The sequence below is a fragment of the Pseudomonas sp. Pdm06 genome, assembly GCF_014851795.1.
GTDB classification, from domain to species: domain Bacteria; phylum Pseudomonadota; class Gammaproteobacteria; order Pseudomonadales; family Pseudomonadaceae; genus Aquipseudomonas; species Aquipseudomonas fluorescens_AA.
In genome coordinates this window covers 101,772-125,280 of the sequence record NZ_JACVAH010000019.1, presented here as the reverse complement: position 1 = coordinate 125,280, position 23,509 = coordinate 101,772, and the positions used below count along the sequence as shown (strand labels likewise).

Annotated in this window: 24 protein-coding genes; 10 read left to right on the top strand and 14 right to left on the bottom strand. The window is 60.6% G+C overall.

Features of this window, described 5'->3' with window-relative positions; all coding sequences use genetic code 11:
* Positions 1 to 65: 65 nt before the first annotated feature.
* The 3 genes from IB266_RS26510 to aceK form a co-directional block, all read right to left on the bottom strand.
* Positions 66 to 644 carry a DUF4276 family protein gene (locus tag IB266_RS26510; RefSeq protein WP_192263424.1) on the bottom strand — a complete coding sequence of 193 codons (579 nt, stop codon included), beginning with the start codon at positions 642 to 644 and terminating at the stop codon, positions 66 to 68.
* A complete protein-coding gene (locus tag IB266_RS26505) occupies positions 641 to 1,828 on the bottom strand; it encodes an AAA family ATPase (RefSeq protein WP_192263422.1) in 1,188 nt (395 codons plus the stop codon). The genes IB266_RS26510 and IB266_RS26505 overlap by 4 nt, the downstream gene beginning before the upstream one ends.
* A gap of 93 nt (positions 1,829 to 1,921) precedes the next feature.
* The gene (aceK, locus tag IB266_RS26500; RefSeq protein ID WP_192263420.1) at positions 1,922 to 3,646 is read right to left on the bottom strand and encodes a bifunctional isocitrate dehydrogenase kinase/phosphatase; all 1,725 of its coding nucleotides are present in this window, start codon (positions 3,644 to 3,646) and stop codon (positions 1,922 to 1,924) included.
* A 129-nt stretch (positions 3,647 to 3,775) separates the two neighbouring features.
* On the opposite strand from aceK, the gene IB266_RS26495 reads away from it, so the two are divergent.
* Positions 3,776 to 4,684, top strand: coding sequence for a DMT family transporter (locus tag IB266_RS26495; RefSeq protein ID WP_192263418.1), 909 nt, complete (start codon positions 3,776 to 3,778; stop codon positions 4,682 to 4,684).
* A gap of 121 nt (positions 4,685 to 4,805) precedes the next feature.
* Here the strand turns inward: IB266_RS26495 and IB266_RS26490 are convergent, their stop codons facing one another.
* The 3 genes from IB266_RS26490 to cysK all read right to left on the bottom strand — a co-directional run bounded on the left by IB266_RS26490 (position 4,806) and on the right by cysK (position 8,214).
* Positions 4,806 to 5,669, bottom strand: a complete 864-nt coding sequence (locus IB266_RS26490; RefSeq protein WP_103310157.1) for a DMT family transporter — start codon at positions 5,667 to 5,669, stop codon at positions 4,806 to 4,808.
* 339 nt (positions 5,670 to 6,008) lie between these two features.
* On the bottom strand, positions 6,009 to 6,947 hold the full coding sequence (locus tag IB266_RS26485; protein WP_103310159.1) for an aspartyl/asparaginyl beta-hydroxylase domain-containing protein: 939 nt from the start codon (positions 6,945 to 6,947) through the stop codon (positions 6,009 to 6,011).
* Between the two features lie 292 nt (positions 6,948 to 7,239).
* Positions 7,240 to 8,214: a cysteine synthase A gene (cysK, locus tag IB266_RS26480; protein WP_053120124.1), complete on the bottom strand. Its 975-nt coding sequence runs from the start codon at positions 8,212 to 8,214 to the stop codon at positions 7,240 to 7,242.
* Between the two features lie 147 nt (positions 8,215 to 8,361).
* Here cysK and IB266_RS26475 point away from each other — a divergent pair, with 147 nt between their 5' ends.
* The 3 genes from IB266_RS26475 (at position 8,362) to IB266_RS26465 (ending at position 11,738) form a co-directional block, all read left to right on the top strand.
* The gene (locus IB266_RS26475; protein WP_103310160.1) at positions 8,362 to 9,438 is read left to right on the top strand and encodes a DUF748 domain-containing protein; all 1,077 of its coding nucleotides are present in this window, start codon (positions 8,362 to 8,364) and stop codon (positions 9,436 to 9,438) included.
* A 241-nt stretch (positions 9,439 to 9,679) separates the two neighbouring features.
* Complete coding sequence (locus IB266_RS26470) at positions 9,680 to 10,525, top strand: AAA family ATPase (protein WP_003184225.1); 846 nt, start codon at positions 9,680 to 9,682, stop codon at positions 10,523 to 10,525.
* A 34-nt stretch (positions 10,526 to 10,559) separates the two neighbouring features.
* Positions 10,560 to 11,738, top strand: a complete 1,179-nt coding sequence (locus tag IB266_RS26465) for a vWA domain-containing protein (protein WP_003198888.1) — start codon at positions 10,560 to 10,562, stop codon at positions 11,736 to 11,738.
* A gap of 104 nt (positions 11,739 to 11,842) precedes the next feature.
* Here IB266_RS26465 and IB266_RS26460 read toward each other — a convergent pair whose 3' ends face one another.
* From IB266_RS26460 to IB266_RS26430, 7 genes are all read right to left on the bottom strand, one after another.
* Positions 11,843 to 12,763 (bottom strand): biotin-dependent carboxyltransferase family protein, encoded by a 921-nt coding sequence (locus IB266_RS26460; RefSeq protein WP_192263416.1) that lies wholly within the window; start codon positions 12,761 to 12,763, stop codon positions 11,843 to 11,845.
* Positions 12,760 to 13,464 carry a 5-oxoprolinase subunit PxpB gene (gene pxpB, locus IB266_RS26455; protein ID WP_192263414.1) on the bottom strand — a complete coding sequence of 235 codons (705 nt, stop codon included), beginning with the start codon at positions 13,462 to 13,464 and terminating at the stop codon, positions 12,760 to 12,762. The genes IB266_RS26460 and pxpB overlap by 4 nt, the downstream gene beginning before the upstream one ends.
* Positions 13,461 to 14,213: a 5-oxoprolinase subunit PxpA gene (locus IB266_RS26450; RefSeq protein ID WP_192263412.1), complete on the bottom strand. Its 753-nt coding sequence runs from the start codon at positions 14,211 to 14,213 to the stop codon at positions 13,461 to 13,463. The genes pxpB and IB266_RS26450 overlap by 4 nt, the downstream gene beginning before the upstream one ends.
* A gap of 64 nt (positions 14,214 to 14,277) precedes the next feature.
* Entirely contained in the window at positions 14,278 to 15,564 is a 1,287-nt protein-coding gene (locus IB266_RS26445; protein ID WP_060738732.1) for an MFS transporter, read from the bottom strand.
* 343 nt (positions 15,565 to 15,907) lie between these two features.
* Positions 15,908 to 16,450, bottom strand: coding sequence for a DUF2937 family protein (locus tag IB266_RS26440; protein ID WP_192263410.1), 543 nt, complete (start codon positions 16,448 to 16,450; stop codon positions 15,908 to 15,910).
* A gap of 12 nt (positions 16,451 to 16,462) precedes the next feature.
* On the bottom strand, positions 16,463 to 17,239 hold the full coding sequence (locus IB266_RS26435; RefSeq protein WP_053120116.1) for a class II glutamine amidotransferase: 777 nt from the start codon (positions 17,237 to 17,239) through the stop codon (positions 16,463 to 16,465).
* A gap of 32 nt (positions 17,240 to 17,271) precedes the next feature.
* On the bottom strand, positions 17,272 to 17,769 hold the full coding sequence (locus IB266_RS26430) for a hypothetical protein (protein ID WP_053120114.1): 498 nt from the start codon (positions 17,767 to 17,769) through the stop codon (positions 17,272 to 17,274).
* 135 nt (positions 17,770 to 17,904) lie between these two features.
* On the opposite strand from IB266_RS26430, the gene IB266_RS26425 reads away from it, so the two are divergent.
* Both IB266_RS26425 and IB266_RS26420 read left to right on the top strand, forming a co-directional pair.
* Positions 17,905 to 19,959 (top strand): S9 family peptidase, encoded by a 2,055-nt coding sequence (locus IB266_RS26425; RefSeq protein WP_060738734.1) that lies wholly within the window; start codon positions 17,905 to 17,907, stop codon positions 19,957 to 19,959.
* 245 nt (positions 19,960 to 20,204) lie between these two features.
* Positions 20,205 to 20,678 carry a cyclic nucleotide-binding domain-containing protein gene (locus IB266_RS26420; RefSeq protein WP_057449793.1) on the top strand — a complete coding sequence of 158 codons (474 nt, stop codon included), beginning with the start codon at positions 20,205 to 20,207 and terminating at the stop codon, positions 20,676 to 20,678.
* A 131-nt stretch (positions 20,679 to 20,809) separates the two neighbouring features.
* Here IB266_RS26420 and IB266_RS30815 read toward each other — a convergent pair whose 3' ends face one another.
* Positions 20,810 to 21,097: a hypothetical protein gene (locus IB266_RS30815; protein ID WP_092173112.1), complete on the bottom strand. Its 288-nt coding sequence runs from the start codon at positions 21,095 to 21,097 to the stop codon at positions 20,810 to 20,812.
* A gap of 72 nt (positions 21,098 to 21,169) precedes the next feature.
* On the opposite strand from IB266_RS30815, the gene IB266_RS26410 reads away from it, so the two are divergent.
* The 4 genes from IB266_RS26410 to IB266_RS26395 all read left to right on the top strand — a co-directional run bounded on the left by IB266_RS26410 (position 21,170) and on the right by IB266_RS26395 (position 23,404).
* Positions 21,170 to 21,856, top strand: coding sequence for a spermidine synthase (locus tag IB266_RS26410; RefSeq protein WP_018607541.1), 687 nt, complete (start codon positions 21,170 to 21,172; stop codon positions 21,854 to 21,856).
* Between the two features lie 49 nt (positions 21,857 to 21,905).
* Positions 21,906 to 22,280: a YajD family HNH nuclease gene (locus IB266_RS26405; protein ID WP_003184246.1), complete on the top strand. Its 375-nt coding sequence runs from the start codon at positions 21,906 to 21,908 to the stop codon at positions 22,278 to 22,280.
* A 199-nt stretch (positions 22,281 to 22,479) separates the two neighbouring features.
* Complete coding sequence (locus IB266_RS26400) at positions 22,480 to 22,950, top strand: RNA methyltransferase (protein WP_003198862.1); 471 nt, start codon at positions 22,480 to 22,482, stop codon at positions 22,948 to 22,950.
* 76 nt (positions 22,951 to 23,026) lie between these two features.
* Complete coding sequence (locus IB266_RS26395) at positions 23,027 to 23,404, top strand: DUF2892 domain-containing protein (RefSeq protein ID WP_192263406.1); 378 nt, start codon at positions 23,027 to 23,029, stop codon at positions 23,402 to 23,404.
* Positions 23,405 to 23,509 lie beyond the last annotated feature (105 nt).

Here is a 23,509-nt window from a genome sequence, read left to right as displayed (position 1 = left end):
TCATAAGAAGTGATAAGTGCCGAAAAATAATTGCATGAGGTTAAAGACCGAGGCAGTTTAGCTGTTTACAATGCAAGAAGCTCTTCCTCCAGTCGTTTTATGCCTTGGATAAGATTGCGAAAGCTATCAGAACGAATATTATCAACTGCCAAATGGAACCCTATTTCTCGAGAACCGCTAATTTTCTCGTATCGGTATTTACTTAGAACCTTCAACTCATGACTAGGTGAAACTATATTATCGGGCTTTCGAAATTTCGCGACCTGCTGTTTGGCACTCAGCCCTTTGATATCGAGAGCCTTTCCCACGGCCTCAAGATCCGCAAGATAGAAAGTTTCTAACTCACGACAAGCTATGCGAACCAAGCTAACTTTACCCCGACCTGATTCTTGACACTTTTTAACCAGCCTATTTTTTAGAGCCGTACAATTCGGATCGCTATCTTGATCTCGCATTACAATAAATCTTGCATCAGCATTCAGATACCCTCTCATACGCATCACCATGCGCTTCTCTAAATCCTGCTTCCCCTCAAATGCAATTAATTTAAATTCAATTTGCGCATCAAGAATTCTTGGTAGCAAGCCTTCCAACATCACCTTAGCGGAACGCTCCTCCAACAAAAAAACGAGCTCTTTTCTCATTGAGGATCAGCCCCCTCAAAAAAACCCTGCTTCCACAGGTAGCCTAACTGATCGCCTTCGGCCATATACGCTACAATTTGCGGATCATCCTTAGCTCGCCGAACTTCGGTCCCCCCTTCTTTTTTTACCAGCCAGCAAACTTCATCAAGCTCCGCCGCATTCAAAAAATCTGGGGAGTGCGTTGAGACCAGAACCTGTCCACCGCGTAGAGCGTAACCACGAAACTCCTCAGCCAGCTCCTGCATTAACGTCGGATAGAGTTGATTTTCCGGTTCTTCAACACACAATAAAGGATGGGGTGCAGGATCATGCAGGAGTACCATATAAGCGAACATTTTAATGGTGCCGTCAGAAACATACCGATCTAAAAATGGAGTCTTAAAGGCCCCATCCTGAAATCTTAGAGTCAGATAACCATCAGCCGTCAACAGTGGCTCAATGGTCGTTACCCCGGGAACCCTCTTAGACATGGTGTTCAGAATTTTTTTGAATTGCGCCGGATGCTGCTCAAACATATATCGAGCAACCAACGGCAAGTTATCCCCAGACTCAGATAGGTGTTCAGAGTCTCCTGACGGTTCTTTTCGACCCCGAGCAGAATTAATATGGAAATCCGACACATGCCATTGTTCAATTAGCTGACGAAAAGCATTCGCCGCTTTAAATCGCTCAAATTGCCCTAGCCCTTTAATTGCCAACGTATCAGAAGCGACCGATTGATATTCACGATCAAGATCTTCATCGGAGCGCTGAAACTCCTCTTCATTCGTAATTGCAAACCCTTGCCCATTTTCGAAATCCAGAAAACGATAAGGACTACCATAACGACCGCGCTTGTACCGGAGAATTTCTCGCTTCACATAAGGAATATTATTTTTATCGCCTATCTCAAGAGAATACGTGACCAGCCTGTTCACACCAGCGATTGGCATACGATACTGAATCTCTATAAGGATAGTGTCACCATCACTATCCCTACTGATAACTTCGCGAAATCGACCTCGGCTATCTAACGCCTGCCTAACATTTCCTTTCAAACAATCATGCAAAAACCCGAACACGTCAAAAAGAGACGTTTTCCCCGCACCATTTGCCCCTACTACGATTAAAAAAGATGGAATATCCTTTAAGTGAATATCGCGAAAAACTTTAAAGTTTTTCAATCGGATCGATTCAATTTTCATAGATGCCTCAAACTTATAAACTGCCGTCTGGTTAGTTAGCCATTGTCACAGACCAGTCAAATAAATGCCATTTTTCACTGAGCAGACTTTATGTCATGCCTCACTATTCAGGTCTTTACGCCGATACGGGAACACATCGATCACCTTCCCCGCCCGGATCGCCTCTTGCAGGCTCTTCCAGTAATCGGCGTTGTACAGCTCGCCATGCAACTGGTCGAACAGCTTGCGCTGCCCCGCGTCGGCGAACAGGAACGGGGGAAATTCTTCGGGGAACACATCCAGCGGACCGATGGAATACCAGGGCTCGGAGGCCATTTCGTCTTCCGGGGTACGGGGCTGGGGAATGTGGCGGAAGTTGGCTTCGGTCAGGTAGCAGATTTCATCGTAGTCGTAGAACACGACACGGCCGTGGCGAGTCACGCCGAAGTTCTTGAGCAGCATGTCGCCGGGGAAGATATTGGCCGCCGCCAGTTGCTTGATCGCCAGACCATAGTCCTCCAGCGCCTCGCGCACCTGGTCCGGGTTGGCGTTTTCCAGGTAGAGGTTCAGGGGCGTCATCCGGCGTTCGGTCCAGCAGTGCCGGATCAGCACCGTCTCGCCTTCCACCGACACCGTGGACGGCGCCACGTCCAACAGTTCCTCCAGGCAGGCCGGCTCGAATTTGCTCAGGGGAAAGCGGAAATCGGCGAACTCCTGGGTATCGGCCATGCGCCCGACCCGGTCGACGCTTTTCACCAGTCGGTACTTCTCGATCACCGTGGCCCGGTCGACGTTTTTCGACGGCGAGAAGCGGTCCTTGATGATCTTGAACACAGTATTGAAGCCCGGCAGGGTGAACACGCTCATGACCATCCCGCGCACACCAGGGGCCATGATGAACTGGTCGTCGGTGTTCGCCAGGTGGTTGATCAGCGCCCGGTAGAACTCGGACTTGCCGTGCTTGTAGAAACCGATGGAGGTGTACAACTCGGCAATGTGCTTGCCCGGCAGGATGCGCTTGAGAAAGCCGATGAATTCCGCCGGCACCGGCACGTCCACCATGAAGTACGAGCGGGTGAACGAGAAGATGATCGATACCTGCGCCTCGTCGGTGATCAGCGCATCGATCTGGATACCCCGGCCCTCGCGGTGCAGCAGCGGGATCACCAGCGGCCATTGGTCGTCGCGGGTAAAGATCCGGCCCACCAGGTAGGCGCCCTTGTTGCGGTAGAGCACCGAGGAAAACAGCTCCACCGTCAGTTCCGGGTCCTTGCAGACCCAGTCCGGCAGGTTCTCGCGCAACTGCGCTTCGAGGCGCTGCAGGTCGCCTGGCAAGTCGCCGTAGTCCTCGCTGAACCGGTAGTCGGCGAACACGCTCGCCAGCATCCGGTCCAACTGCCCCTGGGGCTTGTAGGTGCGGGTCTGGGCGGCACGGGCCCGGCGCAGGCTGGGGCGGGTGGTGTGGATGAACATGGTGCCGTCGCTGATCAGGTCGTGGCTGAACAACCCGCAGAAGATCGAGTTGTACCAGGTTTCCGACAGTTCATCGTCGAAACGCAGGTCGATCAGGCTGATGTAGGCGCTTTTGACCAGCGGCCAGCAGCCCACATCCATCAGTGTTTCGTCATCGAAGGCCTTGTGCAGCCTGGCGACGGTTTCGAAGACTTTTTCTTCATACAAATTGATCCGCGCCGCCGACGCCGCTTGGGCCTCCAGCCACAGGGCCTGCTCGAACCGGGCGCGGGCGCCGTCGGTGATCTGCCGGAAATGCTCACGATAATCGTCGAAGCCGTCGAGGATCGAACGGGCGATTTCGAGGGCGGGCCATGGCTGCGGCATAGGTAAACCTCGGCGGGTCATGCTTGTTATTGGCGACTGAGCTTAGAGGCCAATCACGCGCCAACGCAACCATTGCCATCGCTATGCAGGGCGGCGACACTTGCCACCCCATCAAGGAAGGAGTGGCTCGTGAACCTCGTCGATATCCTGCGTTTACTGTCATTGGCCGCCATCTGGGGGGCCAGCTTCCTGTTCATGCGCATCATCGCCCCTGTCATTGGCACCATCCCCACTGCATTCTTTCGCGTGTCCATCGCCTTCGTCGGGCTGCTGGTGATCCTGGCCCTGATGCGCGTCGACTGGAATTTTCGCGGCAAGCTCAAAGTTGTGATGGTGCTGGGCCTGATCAACTCGGGCATTCCGGCCACGTTTTATTCGCTGGCGGCCCAGGTGCTACCGGCCGGCTATTCGGCGATTTTCAATGCCACCACGCCATTGATGGGGGTATTGATCGGCGGCTTGTTCTTCAGCGAACAACTGACCCTGGCCAAGGTCAGCGGTGTCTTCCTGGGGCTGCTCGGCGTTGGCATCCTGACCCGCGCCGGCCCGGTGGCCTTCGACCTGCAACTGTTGATGGGCGCCCTCGCCTGCCTGCTGGCCACGACCTGCTACGGCTTTGCCGGTTTCCTCACCCGGCGCTGGCTCGATCACCAAGGAGGCCTGGACAGCCGCCTCTCGGCCCTGGGCAGCATGTTCGGTGCCACGGTGTTCTTGCTGCCGCTGTTTGGTTACAGCGTCATCAGCCAGCCGCCGGCCAGTTGGGGTGGCTGGAGCGTCTGGTTGTCCCTGCTTGGCCTGGGCCTGGTGTGCACCGCACTGGCGTACATTCTTTACTTCCGCTTGCTCAGTTCCATCGGCCCGGTCAAATCCATGACCGTGACGTTCCTGATCCCGCCGTTCGGCGTGTTGTGGGGGGCGTTGCTGCTGGATGAGCCGTTGGGGATGGCGCATTTGTATGGCGGGGTGTTGATTGCGGCGGCGTTGTGGTTGGTGTTGAAACCTGGGGTGGTGAAACCGGCTGAAGTCTCTGTCCGGTAATCCATCGGTGTGGCTGAATAGGCCATCGCGGGCAAGCCTTGCTCCCACAAGGACTACATATGACCTGTGGGAGCAAAGCTTGCTCGCGATAGCGGTTGTTCAGTCAGCGAGCCTCTAAAGGTCAGCGGCTCTTACGAAACACAAACACCAACCCCACGATGATCAGCGCCATCCCCAGCCAGCTCAACAACGCCAGCCGGTTGCCGAACACCAGGTAGTCCATGATCGCCGTCACCGCCGGCACCAGGTAGAACAGGCTGGTGACATTCACCAGGTTGCCCCGAGCAATCAAACGGTACAGCAGCAACGTCGCCAGCACCGACACCACCAGCGCCATCCACAACACCGGCACGAAGAACCCCGTGCTGTATTCGAAGTGAAACGGCTGGAACGGCACGAACACCGCACACAACACCAACCCGGCCAGGTACTGCACTGGCAGCGTGCCCAGTGGGTTATCGGTGATGCGCTTCTGCATGATGGAACCAGCCGTCATGCTCACCAGTGCCAGCAAACCATAAAGCATCCCGGCCAGGGACATGCCGGCCAGGCCGATGCCCTGGTACACCACCATGACCAATCCCACCAACCCCAGCGCCAAGCCGAACAGGCGCTGCCAGGATCGCTGACGCTCCACGAGCACCACGGTAAGGATCGGCTGCACGCCCATCAGCGTCGCCATCACTCCGGGGGTGACGTTCATCTGCAGGGCCAGCAGGTAGAAGATCTGATAGGCGCCCAGCAGCACCAGCCCGGTGGTCGCCGCGTACAGCATCGGTTTGCCGGTCTTGGGCAGCTTGAACTTGAGCATGGGGATCAACAGCACCAACGCGAACAGCGCGATGGCAAAACGGATCAGCAAAAAAGCGAAGGGGGAAGCGTGGGCCAGGCCCAGCTTGGAAAAGATCGCCCCGCTGCTCCACAGCAAAACGAACAGGCTCGTGGAAGCCGCCGCCAATAAGGCGTTTTTGGAAAGGGAAAACATGGATACCACCTGTAGTCAGGCAAAAAGCCAACTCAGCCGAAGCTGAAGTCCAGTAGTTTTTTTCAGGCGGGCACAGGGGATGGCAACCGTTGCCGATCAGCCCTGAATGCCAACACCCGGCGGTGATACGACGGCGTACACCGATGAGCTACTGACAGGTGGGGGGTATTGACCGATCTGCGCAGGCTGCTGATTCCCACACGGCACGACGCCAGCGTTGAACGCTGGAACCACGACCGCGATGACAGGGGATGCAGGCATGAGCCGATCTCTTGAAGGGTGGGTTCGAAAACCCGAAGAGCGCTGACTATAACCAGCGCTCGATGGACTACGCAATGTTTAAACGAACAACCAATAGCCAAGCGCCGTCAGCACCGCCACCGCCAACACCGGCCGCATCACCCGGTAGGCCTTGGGATGCTTGCGTTTGAACTGCTTGACCTGGCCGCTGATGCCGTCACTGAACGACTTGCTCCAGGCATAGGCCCGGTTGATGCCGCCGACGTGTTCATCCTCCAGGTTCTGCGGCGCGGTGGCGCGGCCGAGGAACGCGCTGATGCTGCGGTTGAGGCGGGTCATCAGCCGGCTTTTCAGGGGCCGCTCGACATCGCAGAACAGGATTACGCGGGTCTGTGGGGTCTCGTTCTTGACCCAGTGCACATAGGTCTCATCGAACATGACGTCTTCGCCGTCGCGCCAGGCGTAGATCTGACCGTCGACGAAGATCCGGCAGTCATCGGAATTGGGTGTGGACAACCCCAGGTGATAACGCAACGAACCGGCGAAGGGGTCTCGATGCGGATTCAGATGGCTGCCACCGGGCAACAGGGCAAACATCGCGCCCCGGACGTTGGGAATCCGGCTGACCAGCTCGACCGTCCTGGGGCAGAGCAGCTCGGCCGACGGCAGCGGTTTGTCGTACCACTTGAGGTAGAAACGCTTCCACCCTTTCTTGAAGAACGAGCCGAAACCGGCATCGTTATTCTTCTCGGCGGCACGAATGTAACCCTCGTCGAACAGGTGCATGGCCTCGTCGCGAATGACTTGCCAGTTGTCCTTGAGCACATCCAGCTCGGGGAATTTGCTGCGATCCAGGTAAGGCTTCGAGGGCACGCCGGAGAACAGGTACATCAAGGCGTTGTAGGGGGCGAACAGCGCCGAGTGGTTGACGAACTGGCGCAATACCGGCAAGCGTGCCTTGCCACGCAAATGCACATAAAGCGTACTGCCCAAAAACAGCAGCAACACCGAGGCCTTGGCGACAAACGAAACGGTCATTTTTATAACTCCTTGTCCAAAAACAACTGACGCAACGCCTACTGCCCGACGTAGCCGGGGGCCATGTTAATCCCTAATGGCCCGGGTAAAAACCGTCTGACGCAACATGCTCTGTTGAGTGAAACGCAATAAATACTTTCTAACATGCGCCACCTGAACCTTGGCTGACGCATCGAACAATCATTCAACCTACAATGGCGAGGGCTTTTGTGGCGAGGGCGCTTGCTCCCGCTGGCGTGCGGAGCGCGCGCCCTCACCACAAAAGCGTCTCGCTACACCTGTGAATTCACGGCTACTGCTGAGTCTCCTGCTCGGTAAACAAATCACTGAACAACATGCTCGACAAGTACCGCTCGCCCGAATCCGGCAGGATCACGACGATGGTCTTGCCCTGCATTTCCGGTTTTTCCGCCAGGCGCACAGCCACGGCCATCGCCGCACCACAGGAAATCCCGCAGAGGATGCCCTCCTCCTGCATCAAGCGCAGGGCCATGGCCTTGGACTCGTCGTCAGTGACCCGCTCGACCAGGTCGACGATCGACAGGTCGAGGTTCTTCGGCACGAACCCGGCACCGATTCCCTGGATCTTGTGGGGGCTGGGCTTGATCTCATGGCCCGCCATCGCCTGGGTAATCACCGGCGAAACCTCAGGTTCGACCGCCACCGACAAGATCGGTTTGCCACAGGTGTTCTTGATATACCGCGATACCCCGGTAATGGTTCCGCCGGTGCCCACGCCCGCCACCAGCACATCCACCGCGCCGTCGGTGTCGTTCCAGATTTCCGGGCCGGTGGTTTTTTCGTGGATCGCCGGGTTCGCCGGGTTATCGAACTGCTGCGGCATGAAGTATTTGGACGGATCGCTGGCCAGGATCTCGGCGGCCTTCTCGATGGCCCCCTTCATGCCCTTGGCCGGTTCGGTGAGCACCAGCTCCGCCCCCAGGGCCTTGAGCACCTTGCGGCGCTCGATGCTCATGGAGGCCGGCATGGTCAGCATCAGCTTGTAGCCACGGGCGGCGGCCACGAACGCCAGGCCGATCCCGGTGTTGCCCGAGGTCGGTTCGACGATGGTCATGCCCGGCTTGAGCTTGCCCGAGCTTTCAGCGTCCCAGATCATGTTCGCGCCGATCCGGCACTTGACCGAATACCCTGGGTTGCGCCCCTCGATCTTGGCCAGGATGGTCACACCGCGCGGCGCAATGCGGTTGATCTGTACCAGTGGCGTATTGCCGATGGAATGGGCGTTGTCAGCGAATATACGGCTCATGGCTGGGTCCTTGATGCGGCGAGAATTTAAGCCTTTAAAGGTATGCCTGTTGCCCATGGGCGTCCAGTTGCACCGAACGTTCCCGTTGTTGCGACAGTCAATGGCATTAGGAGGCGCTCCCCCAACAAACGCTGGAGACTGACTGACATGAAGCGTCGATATCGCTGGCCACTGTGGGTGTTCGCCACCCTCGTCGCGGTGCTGGTGGCCTTGCATTTCGCCCTGCCGTACCTGGTACGCGACTACCTGAACGACAAACTGGCCAACATGGGCGATTATCGCGGCCAGATCACCGATGTGGACCTGGCCCTGTGGCGCGGTGCCTATCGGATCAACGGCCTGGAAATCGTCAAGGTCGACGGCAAGGTCCCGGTACCGTTCGTCAGCGCACCGCTGGTGGACCTGTCGGTGAGCTGGCACTCGCTGTGGTACGACCACGCGGTGGTGGCCGAGGTGGAATTCACCCGTCCCGAGGTGAACTTCGTCGACGGCGGAGCCAACCGGCAGAACTCCCAGACCGGCCGGGGCACCAACTGGCGCGAGCAACTGGGCAAACTCTTGCCCATCACCTTCAACGAAGTACGCATCAGGGATGGCAAGGTCACCTTTCGCAATTTCAACTCCAAGCCACCGGTCAACCTGCGGGCCACCGACGTCAACGCCAGCTTCTACAACCTGACCAACGTGGTCGACACCGAAGGCAAGCGCGACGCCCGCTTCGAAGGTAAAGCCCTGGTAGCCGAACATGCGCCCCTGGAAATGCAGGCCACTTTCGACCCGCTGAGCAATTTCGAAGATTTCGATTTCCGCCTGCGGGCCACGAACATCGAACTCAAGCGCCTGAACGACTTCGCCGCAGCCTATGGCAAGTTCGATTTCAATGCCGGCCACGGCGACCTGGTGGTCGAGGCCGAAGCCGACAACGCCCGACTCCGCGGCTACATCAAACCACTGTTGCGTGATGTCGATGTGTTCGATTGGCAGCAGGACGTGGAAAACAAGAACAAGAACATCTTCCGCTCGGTCTGGGAAGCGCTGGTCGGCACAGGCGAAACGGCCCTCAAGAACCAGCGCAAGAACCAGTTCGCCACCCGGGTGGAACTCAGCGGCAACGTTCACCAGCAGGACATCAGCGCCTTCGAAGCCTTCCTGCAGATCCTGCGCAACGGTTTCGTCCAGGCCTTCAACGCCCGTTATGAACAGCCACCGCCTTCGACCGACTAGGCCTGTGGCCTTGGCCCCATGATATCTCTCGCCACCAAGCGCGGATCATGACCACCGATGCATTCCAGCCAATTGCCCACTGGCAAGCAGCCGAGACTGAGTCAACATGTGACGCCCCATTCAGAGACTGAATACAGCGTCTGCGTTCACAGTCGGCGGGGCCTCGCGTTATAGTCGGGCACGATATCTATTTCGCGCGCCCCGCCTCGCCAGGCCGGCGACACCGTTCGAGGAATTGCAGATGAAGTTCGAAGGCACCAGCGCCTACGTGGCCACCGATGACCTGAAACTGGCCGTGAACGCCGCCATCACCCTGGAGCGGCCGTTGCTGGTCAAGGGCGAACCGGGCACCGGCAAGACCATGCTCGCCGAGCAACTGGCCGAGTCCTTCGGCGCGCGCCTGATCACCTGGCACATCAAGTCCACCACCAAGGCTCACCAGGGCCTGTACGAGTACGACGCGGTCAGCCGCCTGCGAGACTCGCAACTGGGTGTGGACAAGGTCCACGACGTGCGCAACTACCTGAAGAAGGGCAAGCTCTGGGAAGCCTTCGAGTCCGAGGAGCGGGTGATCCTGCTGATCGACGAAATCGACAAGGCCGACATCGAGTTCCCCAACGACCTGCTGCAAGAACTCGACAAGATGGAGTTCTACGTTTACGAGACCGATGAAACCATCAAGGCCAAGCAGCGGCCGATCATCATCATTACCTCCAACAACGAAAAAGAGCTGCCGGACGCCTTCCTGCGTCGCTGCTTCTTCCACTACATCGCCTTCCCCGACCGCGTCACCCTGCAGAAAATCGTCGATGTGCATTACCCGGACATCAAGAAGGACCTGGTCAGCGAAGCGCTGGACGTGTTCTTCGACGTGCGCAAGGTGCCGGGCCTGAAGAAAAAGCCCTCCACTTCCGAACTGGTGGACTGGCTCAAGCTGCTGATGGCCGACAACATCGGCGAAGCGGTGCTGCGCGAGCGTGATCCAACCAAGGCCATCCCGCCGCTGGCCGGCGCCCTGGTCAAGAACGAGCAGGACGTGCAACTGCTCGAGCGCCTGGCGTTCATGAGCCGTCGCGGCACCCGCTGATCCTCTTCGTCCCACAAGAGCGAGGGCGATTGCCATGCTGCTTAACCTGTTCAACGAGATGCGCGCCGCCAAGGTGCCCGTGTCGGTGCGTGAATTGCTGGACCTGATCAACGCGCTGAAACAGCGGGTGATCTTCGCCGACATGGACGAGTTCTATTACCTGTCCCGGGCGATCCTGGTGAAGGACGAACGGCATTTCGACAAGTTCGACCGGGCGTTCGCCGCCTACTTCAACGGCCTGGAGAAACTCGACGATCACCTCCAGGCGCTGATTCCCGAGGACTGGCTGCGCAAGGAATTCGAGCGCTCGCTGACCGATGAAGAACGGGCACAGATCCAGTCCCTGGGCGGCCTGGACAAGCTGATCGAAGAATTCAAGAAACGCCTGGAGGAACAGAAGGAACGCCATGCCGGCGGCAACAAGTGGATCGGCACCGGCGGCACCAGCCCGTTCGGCTCCGGCGGCTTCAATCCCGAGGGCATTCGGGTCGGCGACGCCGGCAAGCGCCAGGGCAAGGCCGTGAAGGTCTGGGACCAGCGCGAGTACAAGAACCTCGACGACCAGGTGGAACTGGGCACCCGCAACATCAAGATCGCTCTGCGCCGACTGCGCAAGTTCGCCCGCCAGGGTGCGGCCGAAGAGCTGGACATCGACGGCACCATCGACCACACCGCCCGGGACGCCGGCCTGCTGAACATCCAGATGCGCCCGGAGCGACGCAACACCGTCAAGCTGTTGCTGCTGTTCGACATCGGTGGTTCGATGGATGCCCACGTGAAAATCTGCGAAGAACTGTTCTCGGCCTGCAAGACCGAGTTCAAGCACCTGGAGTACTTCTACTTCCACAACTTCGTCTACGAATCGGTGTGGAAGAACAACCTGCGCCGCACTTCCGAGCGCACCTCGACCCAGGATTTGCTGCACAAGTACGGTGCCGACTACAAAGTGATCTTCATCGGCGACGCCGCCATGGCCCCCTATGAAATCACCCAGGCCGGCGGCAGCGTCGAACACTGGAACGAAGAAGCCGGTTATGTGTGGATGCAGCGCTTCATGGAGAAGTATAAGAAACTCATCTGGATCAATCCGTACCCCAAGGACACCTGGGGTTATACCGCCTCGACCAACATCGTGCGCGAGTTGGTGGAAGACCGGATGTATCCGCTGACCTTGCGGGGGTTGGAGGAAGGGATGCGGTTTCTGTCCAAGTAAGATTTTGGTTGCCTGTTCAGGCCTCATCGCGAGCGAGCTCGCTCCCACACTGGATCTTCGTCGTACATAAGACCCCTGTGGGAGCGAGCTTGCTCGCGATGCTTTTAGCGGTCGAGAAAACTACGCAAACACTCCACCTGCTGCCGATGCGCAACCTCCTGCACCACCGGCCGCAACCGCACCTGTGCCCCCGGCAGGCATTGCGCCAGCCGGGCCAGGGCCAATGGGGTCAGGGCGCCCAGGCGTGGATAACCACCGATGGTTTGCCGGTCATTGAGCAGCACGATCGGCTGGCCGTCCGGCGGCACCTGCACAGCGCCCAGGGGGATACCTTCGGAAATCATCGCCGCCCCCTGATACTCCAGCGCCGTGCCCAGCAACCGCATGCCCATGCGGTCGGCGCGACTGTCCAGCGTCCACGGGGTGTTGAACGCGTCGAACAGACTCTGCCCGCTGAACGCGCCATTCTGCGCCCCCAGGATCAGGTCCAGCGGCTGCGCTTGCTGGAAATCCGGAATCCGCGTGTACGGCATGGGCCGCGGCGTCGCCGTGCCTGAATAGCTCAAGTGCGCGCCGCGACTCAGCGCCCGCCCCCGTCCATCCAGGCCACCCAGTTCCTCGCGCACCACCGTCGCCCGGCTGCCCAGCACCGCAGGCGCGTTGAAACCGCCAGGGGCTGCCAGGTAGGCCCGGGCACCGAGCACGGGCTGGGTGAGCGCCAGCACCTGGCCCTTGCGCAGGCTGAAGAAGCGCCACGATGCCACGCCCTGGCCGTCTATTCGCGCGCCCAGGTCCGCCCCGGCCAGCGCCAGCACGCAATCCTCTTCGGCCACCACGGTAAAGCCGCCGAGGGTAATCTCCACCACCGCCGCGTCCAGGCCATTGCCGAGCATCCAATTGGCCCAGGCCATCGACAGCCAGTCCGCCGCCCCGCCCTGGGTCACGCCCAGGTGCCTCACGCCGAAGCGGCCGGCGTCCTGCAACAGGCACAGCGGTGTGCTGGCCTCGATCAACAACCGGCTCATGCCTGGGCCTCCAGCGGTGTATCGTCGCCACCCAGCGCGATGAATTCGGCGTGGTCCACGGGGGCAAAACGCACCGTGTCCCCCGGCTGCATCAGGCTGTAGCCGTCGCGCTCACGATCAAACAGTTTGGTCGGGGTGCGACCGATCAGGTTCCAGCCGCCGGGCGACACCACCGGATACGCCGCGGTCTGGCGCTCGGCGATGCCGACACTGCCCGCGGCCACGCGCTTGCGTGGCGTGTCGAGGCGCGGTGCAGCCAATGCTTCGTCCACTAGCCCCATGAAGGCGAAGCCGGGCGCGAAGCCCAGGGCAAACACCTGGTACTCGCGTTCGCTGTGGCGACGGATCACCTGGGCGACCGTCAAGCCGCTGCGGCTCGCCAGCAGCGCCAGTTCCGGCCCGACGCGAAGGTCGTACCACACCGGCAGCACGTGGCATTGGCCGGCGGACCGGGCATCCGGGGAGAGGTTATGCAGCGCCTCGTCGATCAATTCGCGGGCCTGGGCCGGGTCCAGGGCGAGCAAGTCGTAGTGCACCATCAAGGTGGTGTAGGACGGCACCAGATCGATCAGGTGTTCGGCAAACACCGCTCGCAGGCGCTCGCTGGCAGCGAGCATCCAGGGCATGTTGGCCTCGGCGATCTCGTCGAACAGGCGCACCATCAAGCAGTCCACCGCCACCACTTCCAAGCGTGGTTTCATGGCGCACGCTGCCGGTCCAGGGCTTCGCGGATGCGTTGCACGGCCGCCACGGAGCTGGCGTTGTCACCGTGCACGCACAAGGTATTGGCCTTCAGGTGCAAGGCGCTACCATCACTGGCGGTCAACGCATCGGCGCGGGCAATGGTCAGGGCCTGCCCGATGATGACCTCGGGATCGTGGTGCACCGCGCCCGGCGCTTGCCGCGAAACCAGGCGGCCGGCACTGTCGTAGGCGCGATCGGCAAAGGCTTCGAACCACAGGGTCAGGCCATACTCGTCGCCCAAGGCCTGGGCGGCGCTGTTGTCCCGGGTCGCCATGAGCATCAGCGGCAGTTGCCGATCATAGGCCGCGACAGCCTGGATCACCGCGCGCAGTTGCACCGGGTTGGCCATCATGTCGTTGTACATCGCGCCGTGGGGCTTGACGTAGCTGACCTGCCCGCCCTGGGCCCGGCAGATGCCGTCGAGGGCGCCGATCTGGTAATGCAGCAAGTCCTGCAATTCCTGGGCGCCATAGGCCATGGAACGGCGGCCGAAGCCCGCCAGGTCTTGATAGGCCGGGTGCGCGCCGATCCGCACGCTGTGGCTCAGGGCCAGGCTGACGGTCTTGCGCATGATGCTCGGGTCGCCAGCATGGAAGCCGCAGGCGATGTTGGCGCAATCGATGAAGGGCATCACCTCGGCGTCCAGACCCATGGTCCAGCTGCCGAAGCTTTCGCCAATGTCGCAGTTCAATAGCAGGCGGTTCACGGTGAACGCTCCTGTAGATTCTTTCTTTGTTTAACTGTGGGGCACGTGCCCCACAGGTTATCAGTTACTCGGCTTCCAACTGCTTGCCTTGGGTTTCCGGCAGGCTCAGGGCCGCCAGGATCACCACGCCATAGGACACCGCTGCGAACGCCCCGATACCCACGCTCAGCGGCACCTTCTGGCTCAGAATACCGATCAACAGCGGGAACAATGCCGCCACCGCCCGGCCAATGTTGTAGCAGAAGCCTTGGCCCGAACCACGAATGCGCGTAGGAAACAGTTCGGTGAGGAACGAGCCCATGCCGCTGAACATGCCCGACGCGAAGAACCCCAAGGGGAAGCCCAGCCAGAGCATCACGTTATTGCTCACCGGCACCTGGGTGTACAGCAGGACGATGGTGAAGGAGCCGACGGCGTACAGGACGAAGTTCTTTTTGCGCCCCAGGATGTCCGACAGGTACGCACTGATGACATAGCCCACGTAGGAACCGACGATCACCATCGCCAGGTAGCCGCCGGTGCTCAAGACACTCAGGCCGCGCTCATTTTTCAGGAACGTCGGCAGCCAGGACGTGATGGCGTAGTAACCACCCAGGGCACCGGTGGTCAGCAGCGAGGCGCGAAGAGTGGTGAAGAGAATGCCGGGGGCAAAAATTTCGTAGAACTTCGCTGGGTTTTCCGGCGTCAGCCGGGCCTTGGTCTGGTTATAGACTTCCGGATCCTTGACCAGTCGGCGGACGAAAATCACGAACACTGCCGGTACGATGCCGAGGATGAACAGTGCGCGCCAGGCGTCTTCCGGCGGCAGCACCGAGAACAGCAGCGCATACAGGATCGCCGTCATGCCCCAGCCCAGCGCCCAGCCCGATTGCACCATGCCCACCGCCTTGCCGCGGTCCTTGGCACGGATCACCTCGCCCATCAACACCGCACCGGCGGTCCATTCGCCGCCGAAGCCGAAACCCATCAATGTGCGAGCGATCAACAGTTGTTCGTAGTTCTGGGCAAAGCCGCACAGGAAAGTGAAGAACGCGAACCACAGCACCGTCAGTTGCAGGGTGCGCACCCGACCGATCCGGTCGGAGAGAATGCCCGCCACCCAGCCGCCAATGGCCGAGGCGATCAAGGTACTGGTGTGGATCAGGCCTGCCTGGCCGGTGGTGATGCCCCACATCGCGATCAGGGTCGGTACCACGAAACTGAGCATCTGGGTGTCCATGCCGTCCAGGGCGTAGCCGATCTTGCAGCTCCAGAAGGTGCGACGTTCCTGCTGGTTGATGTTGCGATACCAATCGAACGGGCCAGAACGGGCCTGGGGTTGGGGGACGCCGAGCGTGTCGGGTGCACTCATGGTGGTTCTCCACGGTTTTATTGTTGTGAGTCTCGACGACGCTGACGTGGAGACCGTTGCCCCGATTCTTGAGCGCGCGGCCGATCCCGTCCAACGAATAAAACCCTGGCTGGGTCATAAGAAAAATTTGATTGGGTAAGACGCAGGGCCTGGCTGAACACCGTTGTGGCGAGGGAGCTTGCTCCCGCTGGGCCGCATTGTAGGAGCTGTCGAGCGAAGCGAGGCTGCGATCTTTCCCCAGACACTTGAGTCTCAAGCGAAAGATCAAAAGATCGCAGGCTTCGCCAGCTCCTACAGGGACCAGCGGGAGCAAGCTCCCTCGCCACAGAAGCCGGCTGCGGCTTTACAGCCCCCGCAGGTCCCGCTCTTCAATCGGCCGGCTCTGACGCAGGCGCTTGCCGCCCAACACCACCCAGTCGATCAGGCGGAACAGGCATTCCAAACCGAACGACAGCAACATCGCGCCGCTGATGCCCCAGACCATGGCCTCGGGGGTCAGCAGGATCTGGTAGCTGTAGCCGTTCCAGGTTTCCTTGCGAATGTCCGGATCGGCGGCCAGGGCCACTTGCAGCAGGCGGATGTACCACGGGCCCTGCATGGCCTGGAATTGCTTGTCGAGGGCCTGTTGGCGCACGAGCAAGGTGTTCAGGCTGTCGGCATCGCTGCGAAAGATCGGGTCCTCGCTGGCGCGGTAATGGGCCACCAGGGCCTGCATGTCGCCCTTGAAGAACTGGTTGGCGGTGCCCTGGAAACCTTGCAGGCCGGTCTGCGCCTCGATCAGGTGAGCCTCGACCCGCTTGGCGTAATCATTGATGAAGCCCGGCACCTGGACCCCAACCAACAGGCCCACCGCGAACAACACCAGCCGTAGATAACTGAGCAACATAGCGTGACGTCCTTATTCGGTCCGGCCGTGGCTGACGCATTCGCCGCGTCGCCACAGGCTCCATTGGCCCGGTTCGTAGCGGGTCCAGGTTTCGTTTTCGGTCAAGGGCTCGGTGGCGATCACCGTGACCACGTCGTTGGGCGTGGTTTCCGCCTGGAAATCGACAATCACATCCACGTCCTTGAGCCGCGCCGGGCCGAACGGCGCGCGACGGGTGATCTGGGCCAGTTTGGTCGAGCAATAGCAGAACAGCCAGTCGCCGTCGCTGAGCAGGCAGTTGAACACGCCTTTGCTGCGGTATTCGGTGCAGGCCTCGATCAACGACGGCAGCAGCTGTTCTACCTCCACCGGCTCCGGAAAGGCCTGGCGCACGCGATTGAGCAGATCGCAGAAGGCCGCTTCGCTGTCAGTGTCGCCCACTGGGCGGTAGAAGCTCACGCCCGGTTGGAAATCGGCAAGCTGGCCGTTGTGGGCAAAACACCAGTTGCGCCCCCACAACTCACGCACGAACGGGTGAGTGTTGGACAGGCAGACTTTGCCGACGTTGGCCTGGCGAATATGCCCGATCACCACTTCGCTCTTGATCGGATAGCGCTGCACCAGATTCGCCACCTCCGATTCGCTGCTGGCGGCCGGGTCCTGGAACAGGCGCAGGCCACGACCTTCATAGAAGGCGATGCCCCACCCGTCCCGGTGCGGCCCGGTCTTGCCACCGCGCTGCATCAGCCCGGTGAAGCTGAACACGATGTCGGTCGGCACATTGGCGCTCATGCCCAGTAACTCACACATGCTCGAACTCTCGCTTCAAGGGGCAGGCCTGCTTACAGGCGCGGTTCGATACGCGAACGCTGGGGGTTGCTCGGCACAGGCGGGCGACCGTAGCGGTCATCACCGGCCACACCGAACGGTGGTTCGTCCTCTGGCTCATCGGCCGCGGCGGCGGCTTTGGCGGCGGCCGCCCGTTCCTTGCGTGCGTTGGCGGCGCGCTCGATGGGGAAGCGGATCAGCACGATCACCAGGTAGAGGCCGAAGGCGATCATGCCGTACATGAGCAGATCGGACGCCGCCCGCCAGACGTTGTTGCCGACCTTGAACAGGATATCCAGGGCGACAATGGCCAAGGCCGGGGCGACTTTGTCCTTCACCGGGTCGACGACGGTGGGGCTGAACAGCAACACCGCCATCAGCAAGCGCAGCGGTTCGCGCAACCAGCGCCACATCCAGCGGGTCATGCGCATCCACACCAGCAGGCAGCCCAGGGCAGCGAAGGCGTAGAGGCCCCAGGCGATCAGATAGTCATTCTCGGTCATGGTGTCCATGGCAAGGCAGGCAAAGAGACGCTTATAGTAACGGCTTTTCGCGCGTCAGGCTGCCCCGGCGTCTGGCGAATGGCCTGTGTGGTGGGTTCTGTCCAGGCCGCGTGTCCCTTTTCGTACAACGTTCGAGAGCCTTTCATGTCCCTATCTGCCCACGTTTCCAACGCCCCGATTGCCCGCAGGGACGCCGGTGTTGACCCGTACGCCTGGCTGCAGGAGCGCGACACCGACGCCGTGCTCGACTACCTCAAGGCGGAAAACAGCTATCAGGAGGCGCAACTCGCCGATCAGGCCGAACTGCGCGAAACCCTGTTCCAGGAAATCAAGGGCCGGATCCTCGAGACCGACCTGTCACTGCCCTCGCCCTGGGGCCCGTACCTGTATTACACCCGCACCACGGCCGGTGACGAATACCCGCGCCACTACCGCTGCCCACGCCCGGCCGATGACAGCCTGAGCGTGGACGAAAGCCACGAACAACTGCTGCTGGACCCGAACGCGCTGGCCGGCGGTGAATTCTTTGCCCTGGGCGCCTTCAGCATCAGCCCCGACCACCAGCGCCTGGCCTACAGCCTGGATACCACGGGCGACGAGATCTACACCCTGTTCGTGAAGGAGTTGTCCAACGACAAGATCAGTGAACTGTCCTTCGACAATTGCGACGGCAGCATGACCTGGGCCAACGACAGCCTGACGCTGTTTTTTGGTGAACTGGACGACACCCACCGCCCCCACAAACTCTGGCGCTATCGCCTGGACGGCACCGCCGCCGAAGAAGTGTTCCATGAGCCGGACGGGCGTTTCTTCCTGCATTGCTATCGTTCGAGCTCGGAAAAGCAACTGATCCTGTCCCTGGGCAGCAAGACCACCAGCGAAGTCTGGGTACTGGACGCCGCACAACCGCAACAGCCCTTCACCTGCCTGGCGCCACGCCTGGAAAACCACGAATACGACGTCGACCACGGCCTGCTCGATGGCCAATGGACCTGGTTGATCCGCAGCAACCGCGACGGGATCAACTTCGCCCTGTACCAGGCCGCCGACACTGGCGTGGCGCCGACCGAGGCCGACTGGCAGAACCTGATCCCCCACAGCGATACGGTGATGATCGACGGCCTGAGCCTGAACGCCAGGGCCATGACCTTGAGCCTGCGTGAGGGCGGCCTGCCGATCATCGAGGTGCATCCCCAGGACTTGCCGGCGTATCGGGTGCAGTTGCCGGACGCGGCCTACAGCCTGCATGTGCAGAACAGCCTGGAATTCGTCAGCGACCGCATTCGCCTGCGCTACGAGGCCCTGAACCGTCCGGCACAGATCCGTCAGTTGGACCTGGCCAGCGGCGAACAGGTCGTACTCAAGCAGACCCCGGTGCTGGGCCCGTTCGATGCCGATGCCTACGTCAGCCAGCGGCTCTGGGCGACGGCGCCAGACGGCACACAAGTGCCCATCAGCCTGGTGGTCAAGCGCGAGGCCCTCGGCCGGCCGGTGCCGCTGTACCTGTACGGCTACGGCGCTTACGGCGAAAGCCTCGACCCATGGTTTTCCCATGCGCGGCTGAGCCTGCTCGACCGCGGCGTGGCGTTTGCCATCGCCCATGTGCGGGGCGGCGGCGAGCTGGGGGAAGCCTGGTATCGCGCCGGCAAACAGGAACACAAGCACAACACGTTCGGCGACTTCATCGCCTGTGCCGAGCATTTGATCGCCAACGGCTTCACCACCGCCGAACAATTGGCGATCAGCGGCGGCAGCGCTGGTGGCCTGCTGATCGGCGCAGTGCTCAATCAACGCCCGGAGCTGTTCAAGGTCGCGATTGCCGAGGTGCCGTTCGTCGATGTGCTCAACACCATGCTCGACCCGGACCTGCCGCTGACCGTCACCGAATACGACGAATGGGGCAATCCTGAGGAGCCAGACGTTTATGATCGGATCCGGGCCTACGCCCCGTACGAAAACGTCCGCGCCCAGGCCTACCCGGCGTTGCTGGTGATCGCCGGTTACAACGACAGTCGCGTGCAGTACTGGGAAGCGGCCAAGTGGGTGGCGAAATTGCGCGCCACCAAGACCGACGACAACCCCCTGCTGCTCAAGACCGAACTGGGCGCCGGCCACGGCGGAATGAGCGGGCGCTACCAGGGATTGCGTGACGTAGCGCTCGAATATGCATTTGTCTTGAAGGTTTTGGGGTTGGGTTGAGGAACTCTGTGGGATGGCCGGGTCTTAGCTCCATGCGCTGGGCTCGGATGAAACCCAGTCCAATGTAGGCAAGGCTTTGTGGGAGCAAGGCTTGCCCGCGATACAGGCGACTCAGTTCCGTCTGTCAGATCAAGCTGATGCCATCGCGGGCAAGCCTTGCTCCCACACGCGCCTGTCCCGGGAATCTTCTTACACCCGGGGCCAAACTGAACCTGCAACACACACAAGAAAAAGACCGTGCCAACATGTCAGAACCGACCTTACTGAACAAAGAAATCCGCGACTGGCTGATGGACTGCGGTCTGTTCGACCAGTTGCTGCCCGTCGACTTCGCCGCGGCGTCGGGCTATTTCAGCATCAGCGCCATCGCCGAGGGCGAAGCGATTTTCCACGAGGGCGATGCAGGCAGCTTCATGTGCATCATCCACACCGGCCAGGTGGCCGTGCAGAAAACCGGTCCCGACGGCCAACCCGTGACCATCGCCACGCTGCGCAGCGGTCGGGCCTTCGGTGAAATGGCCGTGCTCGATGGCGAACGGCGCTCGGCCAGTTGCATCGCCGCCAGTGATTGCCAGTTGCTGAACCTGGGCAAGGATTCCCTGGAAAAAATGCTCAACGACGCCCCCAAGATCGCCGCCAAGATCATCCGCGCCCTCGCCGTCTCCCTGTCCAAGCGCCTGCGCATGGCCGACGGGCAGTTGTTGTCGCAGCAGGTCTGACAGCCAGACCACAATACCTGTGGGAGCGAGCTTGCTCGCGATGGCGGCGGATCAGCCAGCATTGAAGTCGACTGACACACCGCTATCGCGAGCAAGCTCGCTCCCACAGGTTATTGCGTCGTCTTGTCGATTTACCCCCCCGGCGACTTGGCCTTCACCGGCTTCGGCTCCAGGCCCGGTATCGGCTGGTCCTTGGGCGGCTTGGGCATTTCAATGGGCGGCAGCAAGGGCGGCCCACCGCTTCCGGTGCCCGCCTTGGGCACCCCGTTGGGCGTGACCGGCGGATACGGCATGGGGGTAGCGGTGCCCGGCGACCCGGGGATGCTGGGCGGGTTGACCGGAATCGTCGGTTGTTGAGCCTGGGCGCAACTTATTGAGAGCGCCGCCAGGGCAATGGCCGTTAGAATGATGCACTTCATCAATGGCTCCGTGGCTATTGTCTGCTTTAAGGCTAGTCGTTACCGCGCGGTTTGCCCTCCTACGAGATTTCCATGAAACGTTTCGTTCTGCTCGACACCACACCCATCCCTGATAACGGCGGTGCCCTGTGCCTGTTCGAGTACGGCGAAGACTTCGTCATCAAGATCCAGGGCGGCGACGGCGGGCAGTTGATGAACACCCGCATGCACGGTTCCGAAGACGCCCTGGCAGAGATTCCTTGCCGCAAGGTCGCCGGTCGTCCTGGCTCGCGCGTGCTGATCGGCGGCCTCGGCATGGGCTTCACCCTCGCCTCGGCCCTCAAGCACCTGGGCAAGACCGCCGAAGTGGTGGTGGCCGAGCTGGTGCCCGGGGTGGTGGAGTGGAACCGTGGCCCCTTGGGTGAAAAGGCCGGGCGACCGCTGGCAGACCCGCGCACAGTGATCCGCATGGAAGACGTGGCCAAGGTGCTGCAAGCCGAACCCCAGGGGTTCGACGCGATCATGCTGGACGTCGACAACGGCCCGGAAGGCCTGACCCAGAAAGCCAACAGCTGGCTGTATTCGGCCGGTGGCCTGGCCGCCTGCGCCAAGGCCTTGCGGCCCAAGGGCGTATTGGCAGTGTGGTCGGCCAGCGCTGACCGGCAGTTTTCCGACAAGCTGAAGAAAGCCGGCTTCAAGGCCGAAGAAGTGCAAGTGTTCGCCCACGGCAACAAAGGCACCCGCCACACCATCTGGATTGCCGAGAAACTCAAGGGCTAAGCTAAACTGTGCCCAACCGTCATCAGTCTTTATCTACAAAGGTGAACCCATGAGTTCGTCAACGCCACCGTCCAACACCGCCAAGCTGGACCGCATCCTCGCCGATGCTCAGCGCGACCGGGAGATGGGCTACCGCGACAAAGCCCTGAAAATGTACCCCCATGTCTGTGGCCGCTGCGCCCGTGAGTTTTCCGGCAAGCGCCTGAGCGAACTGACCGTTCACCACCGCGACCACAACCACGACAACAACCCCCAGGACGGTTCCAACTGGGAACTGCTGTGCCTGTACTGCCACGATAACGAGCACTCGCGCTACACCGACCAGCAATACTTCGGCGACGGTTCCCTGAGCACCCCGAAAATCGCCAAGGCGACCCACAACCCCTTCGCCGCGCTGGCCGGGTTGATGAAGAAAGACGAGTAATCCAGCCATTATGGCGAGCCCCGTTTTGTGGGAGCAAGGCTTGCCCGCGATGAAGGCGATGCGGTCTTTCAGGAACCGAGGCGCGTGGTTCGCGAGCAAGCTTTGCTCCCACAGGATGGTGTGAACCACACATCTCGAACCTGACCACCCTCCCCCATTCCCCGTATAATCGCGCCTTTTCCCCAAAGGCACCCCGCCCGTGGCCAACAAACGCTATAGCTGCATCGGTCTGTTCAACCCCAAGTCACCGGAAAACGTCGGTTCGGTCATGCGTGCCGCCGGTTGCTACGGCGTGGCGTCAGTGTTCTACACCGGCAAGCGCTATGAGCGCGCCGCTGACTTCGTCACCGACACCAAGAAAGTCCACTACGACATCCCGCTGATCGGTATCGACGACCTGAAGAAAATCCTGCCCTTGGGCTGTGTGCCAGTGGCTGTGGAATTGGTGGAAGGCGCTCGCCCCCTGCCCGAATACACCCACCCGGACCGGGCGCTGTACATTTTCGGCCCGGAGGATGGCTCGCTGGACAAGGACATCCGCGACTGGTGCGAAGACGTGGTGTACATCCCCACCACCGGTTGCATGAACCTGGCCGCCACCGTCAACGTCGTGCTGTACGACCGCATGGCCAAAGGCAACAACACCCGTTCGGGGCCGCAATTCCGCTGATCGGTGCAAAACTCGATTGAACAAGGCAATCGCTCGGGCAGTCAGTTTTATACCAACCCCATACCGGAGACAGATCATGAGCGATAACAATCCGTTCGAGCCGATCGAAAGCACCCCTTTCCAATCCCATCAACCGCAAAACGTGCATGGTTGGGAACGCATTGGCTCACTGGCCGGCGGTGTTCTGATGATGGGCAAGGGCTTGCGTCGTGGCGGGGTGATCGGCCTGGCTCAACTGGCGATCGGCGGCCTGGCGCTGGCCCGGGGCATCACCGGGCACTGCTCGGCCAAGAGCCTGCTGGAGAAGAATCGCCAGAATCTGCACAGCGCCCGCACCCGTATCGAGGAGGCAGGTGAAGAACTGAGTCGTTTGAAGGCCAATGCCGAGGCGGCGACTGGCACGGCTACGGTGACGGGGAATGATTCGCTGGTTTCGCCGAAGGTTGGGCTCTGATTTTTGCAGCGCCCCTGATGGCCCCTTCGCGAGCAAGCTCGCTCCCACAGGTTTTGTGAACGCCGAAAATCCAATGTGGGAGCGAGCTTGCTCGCGAAAGCGGTG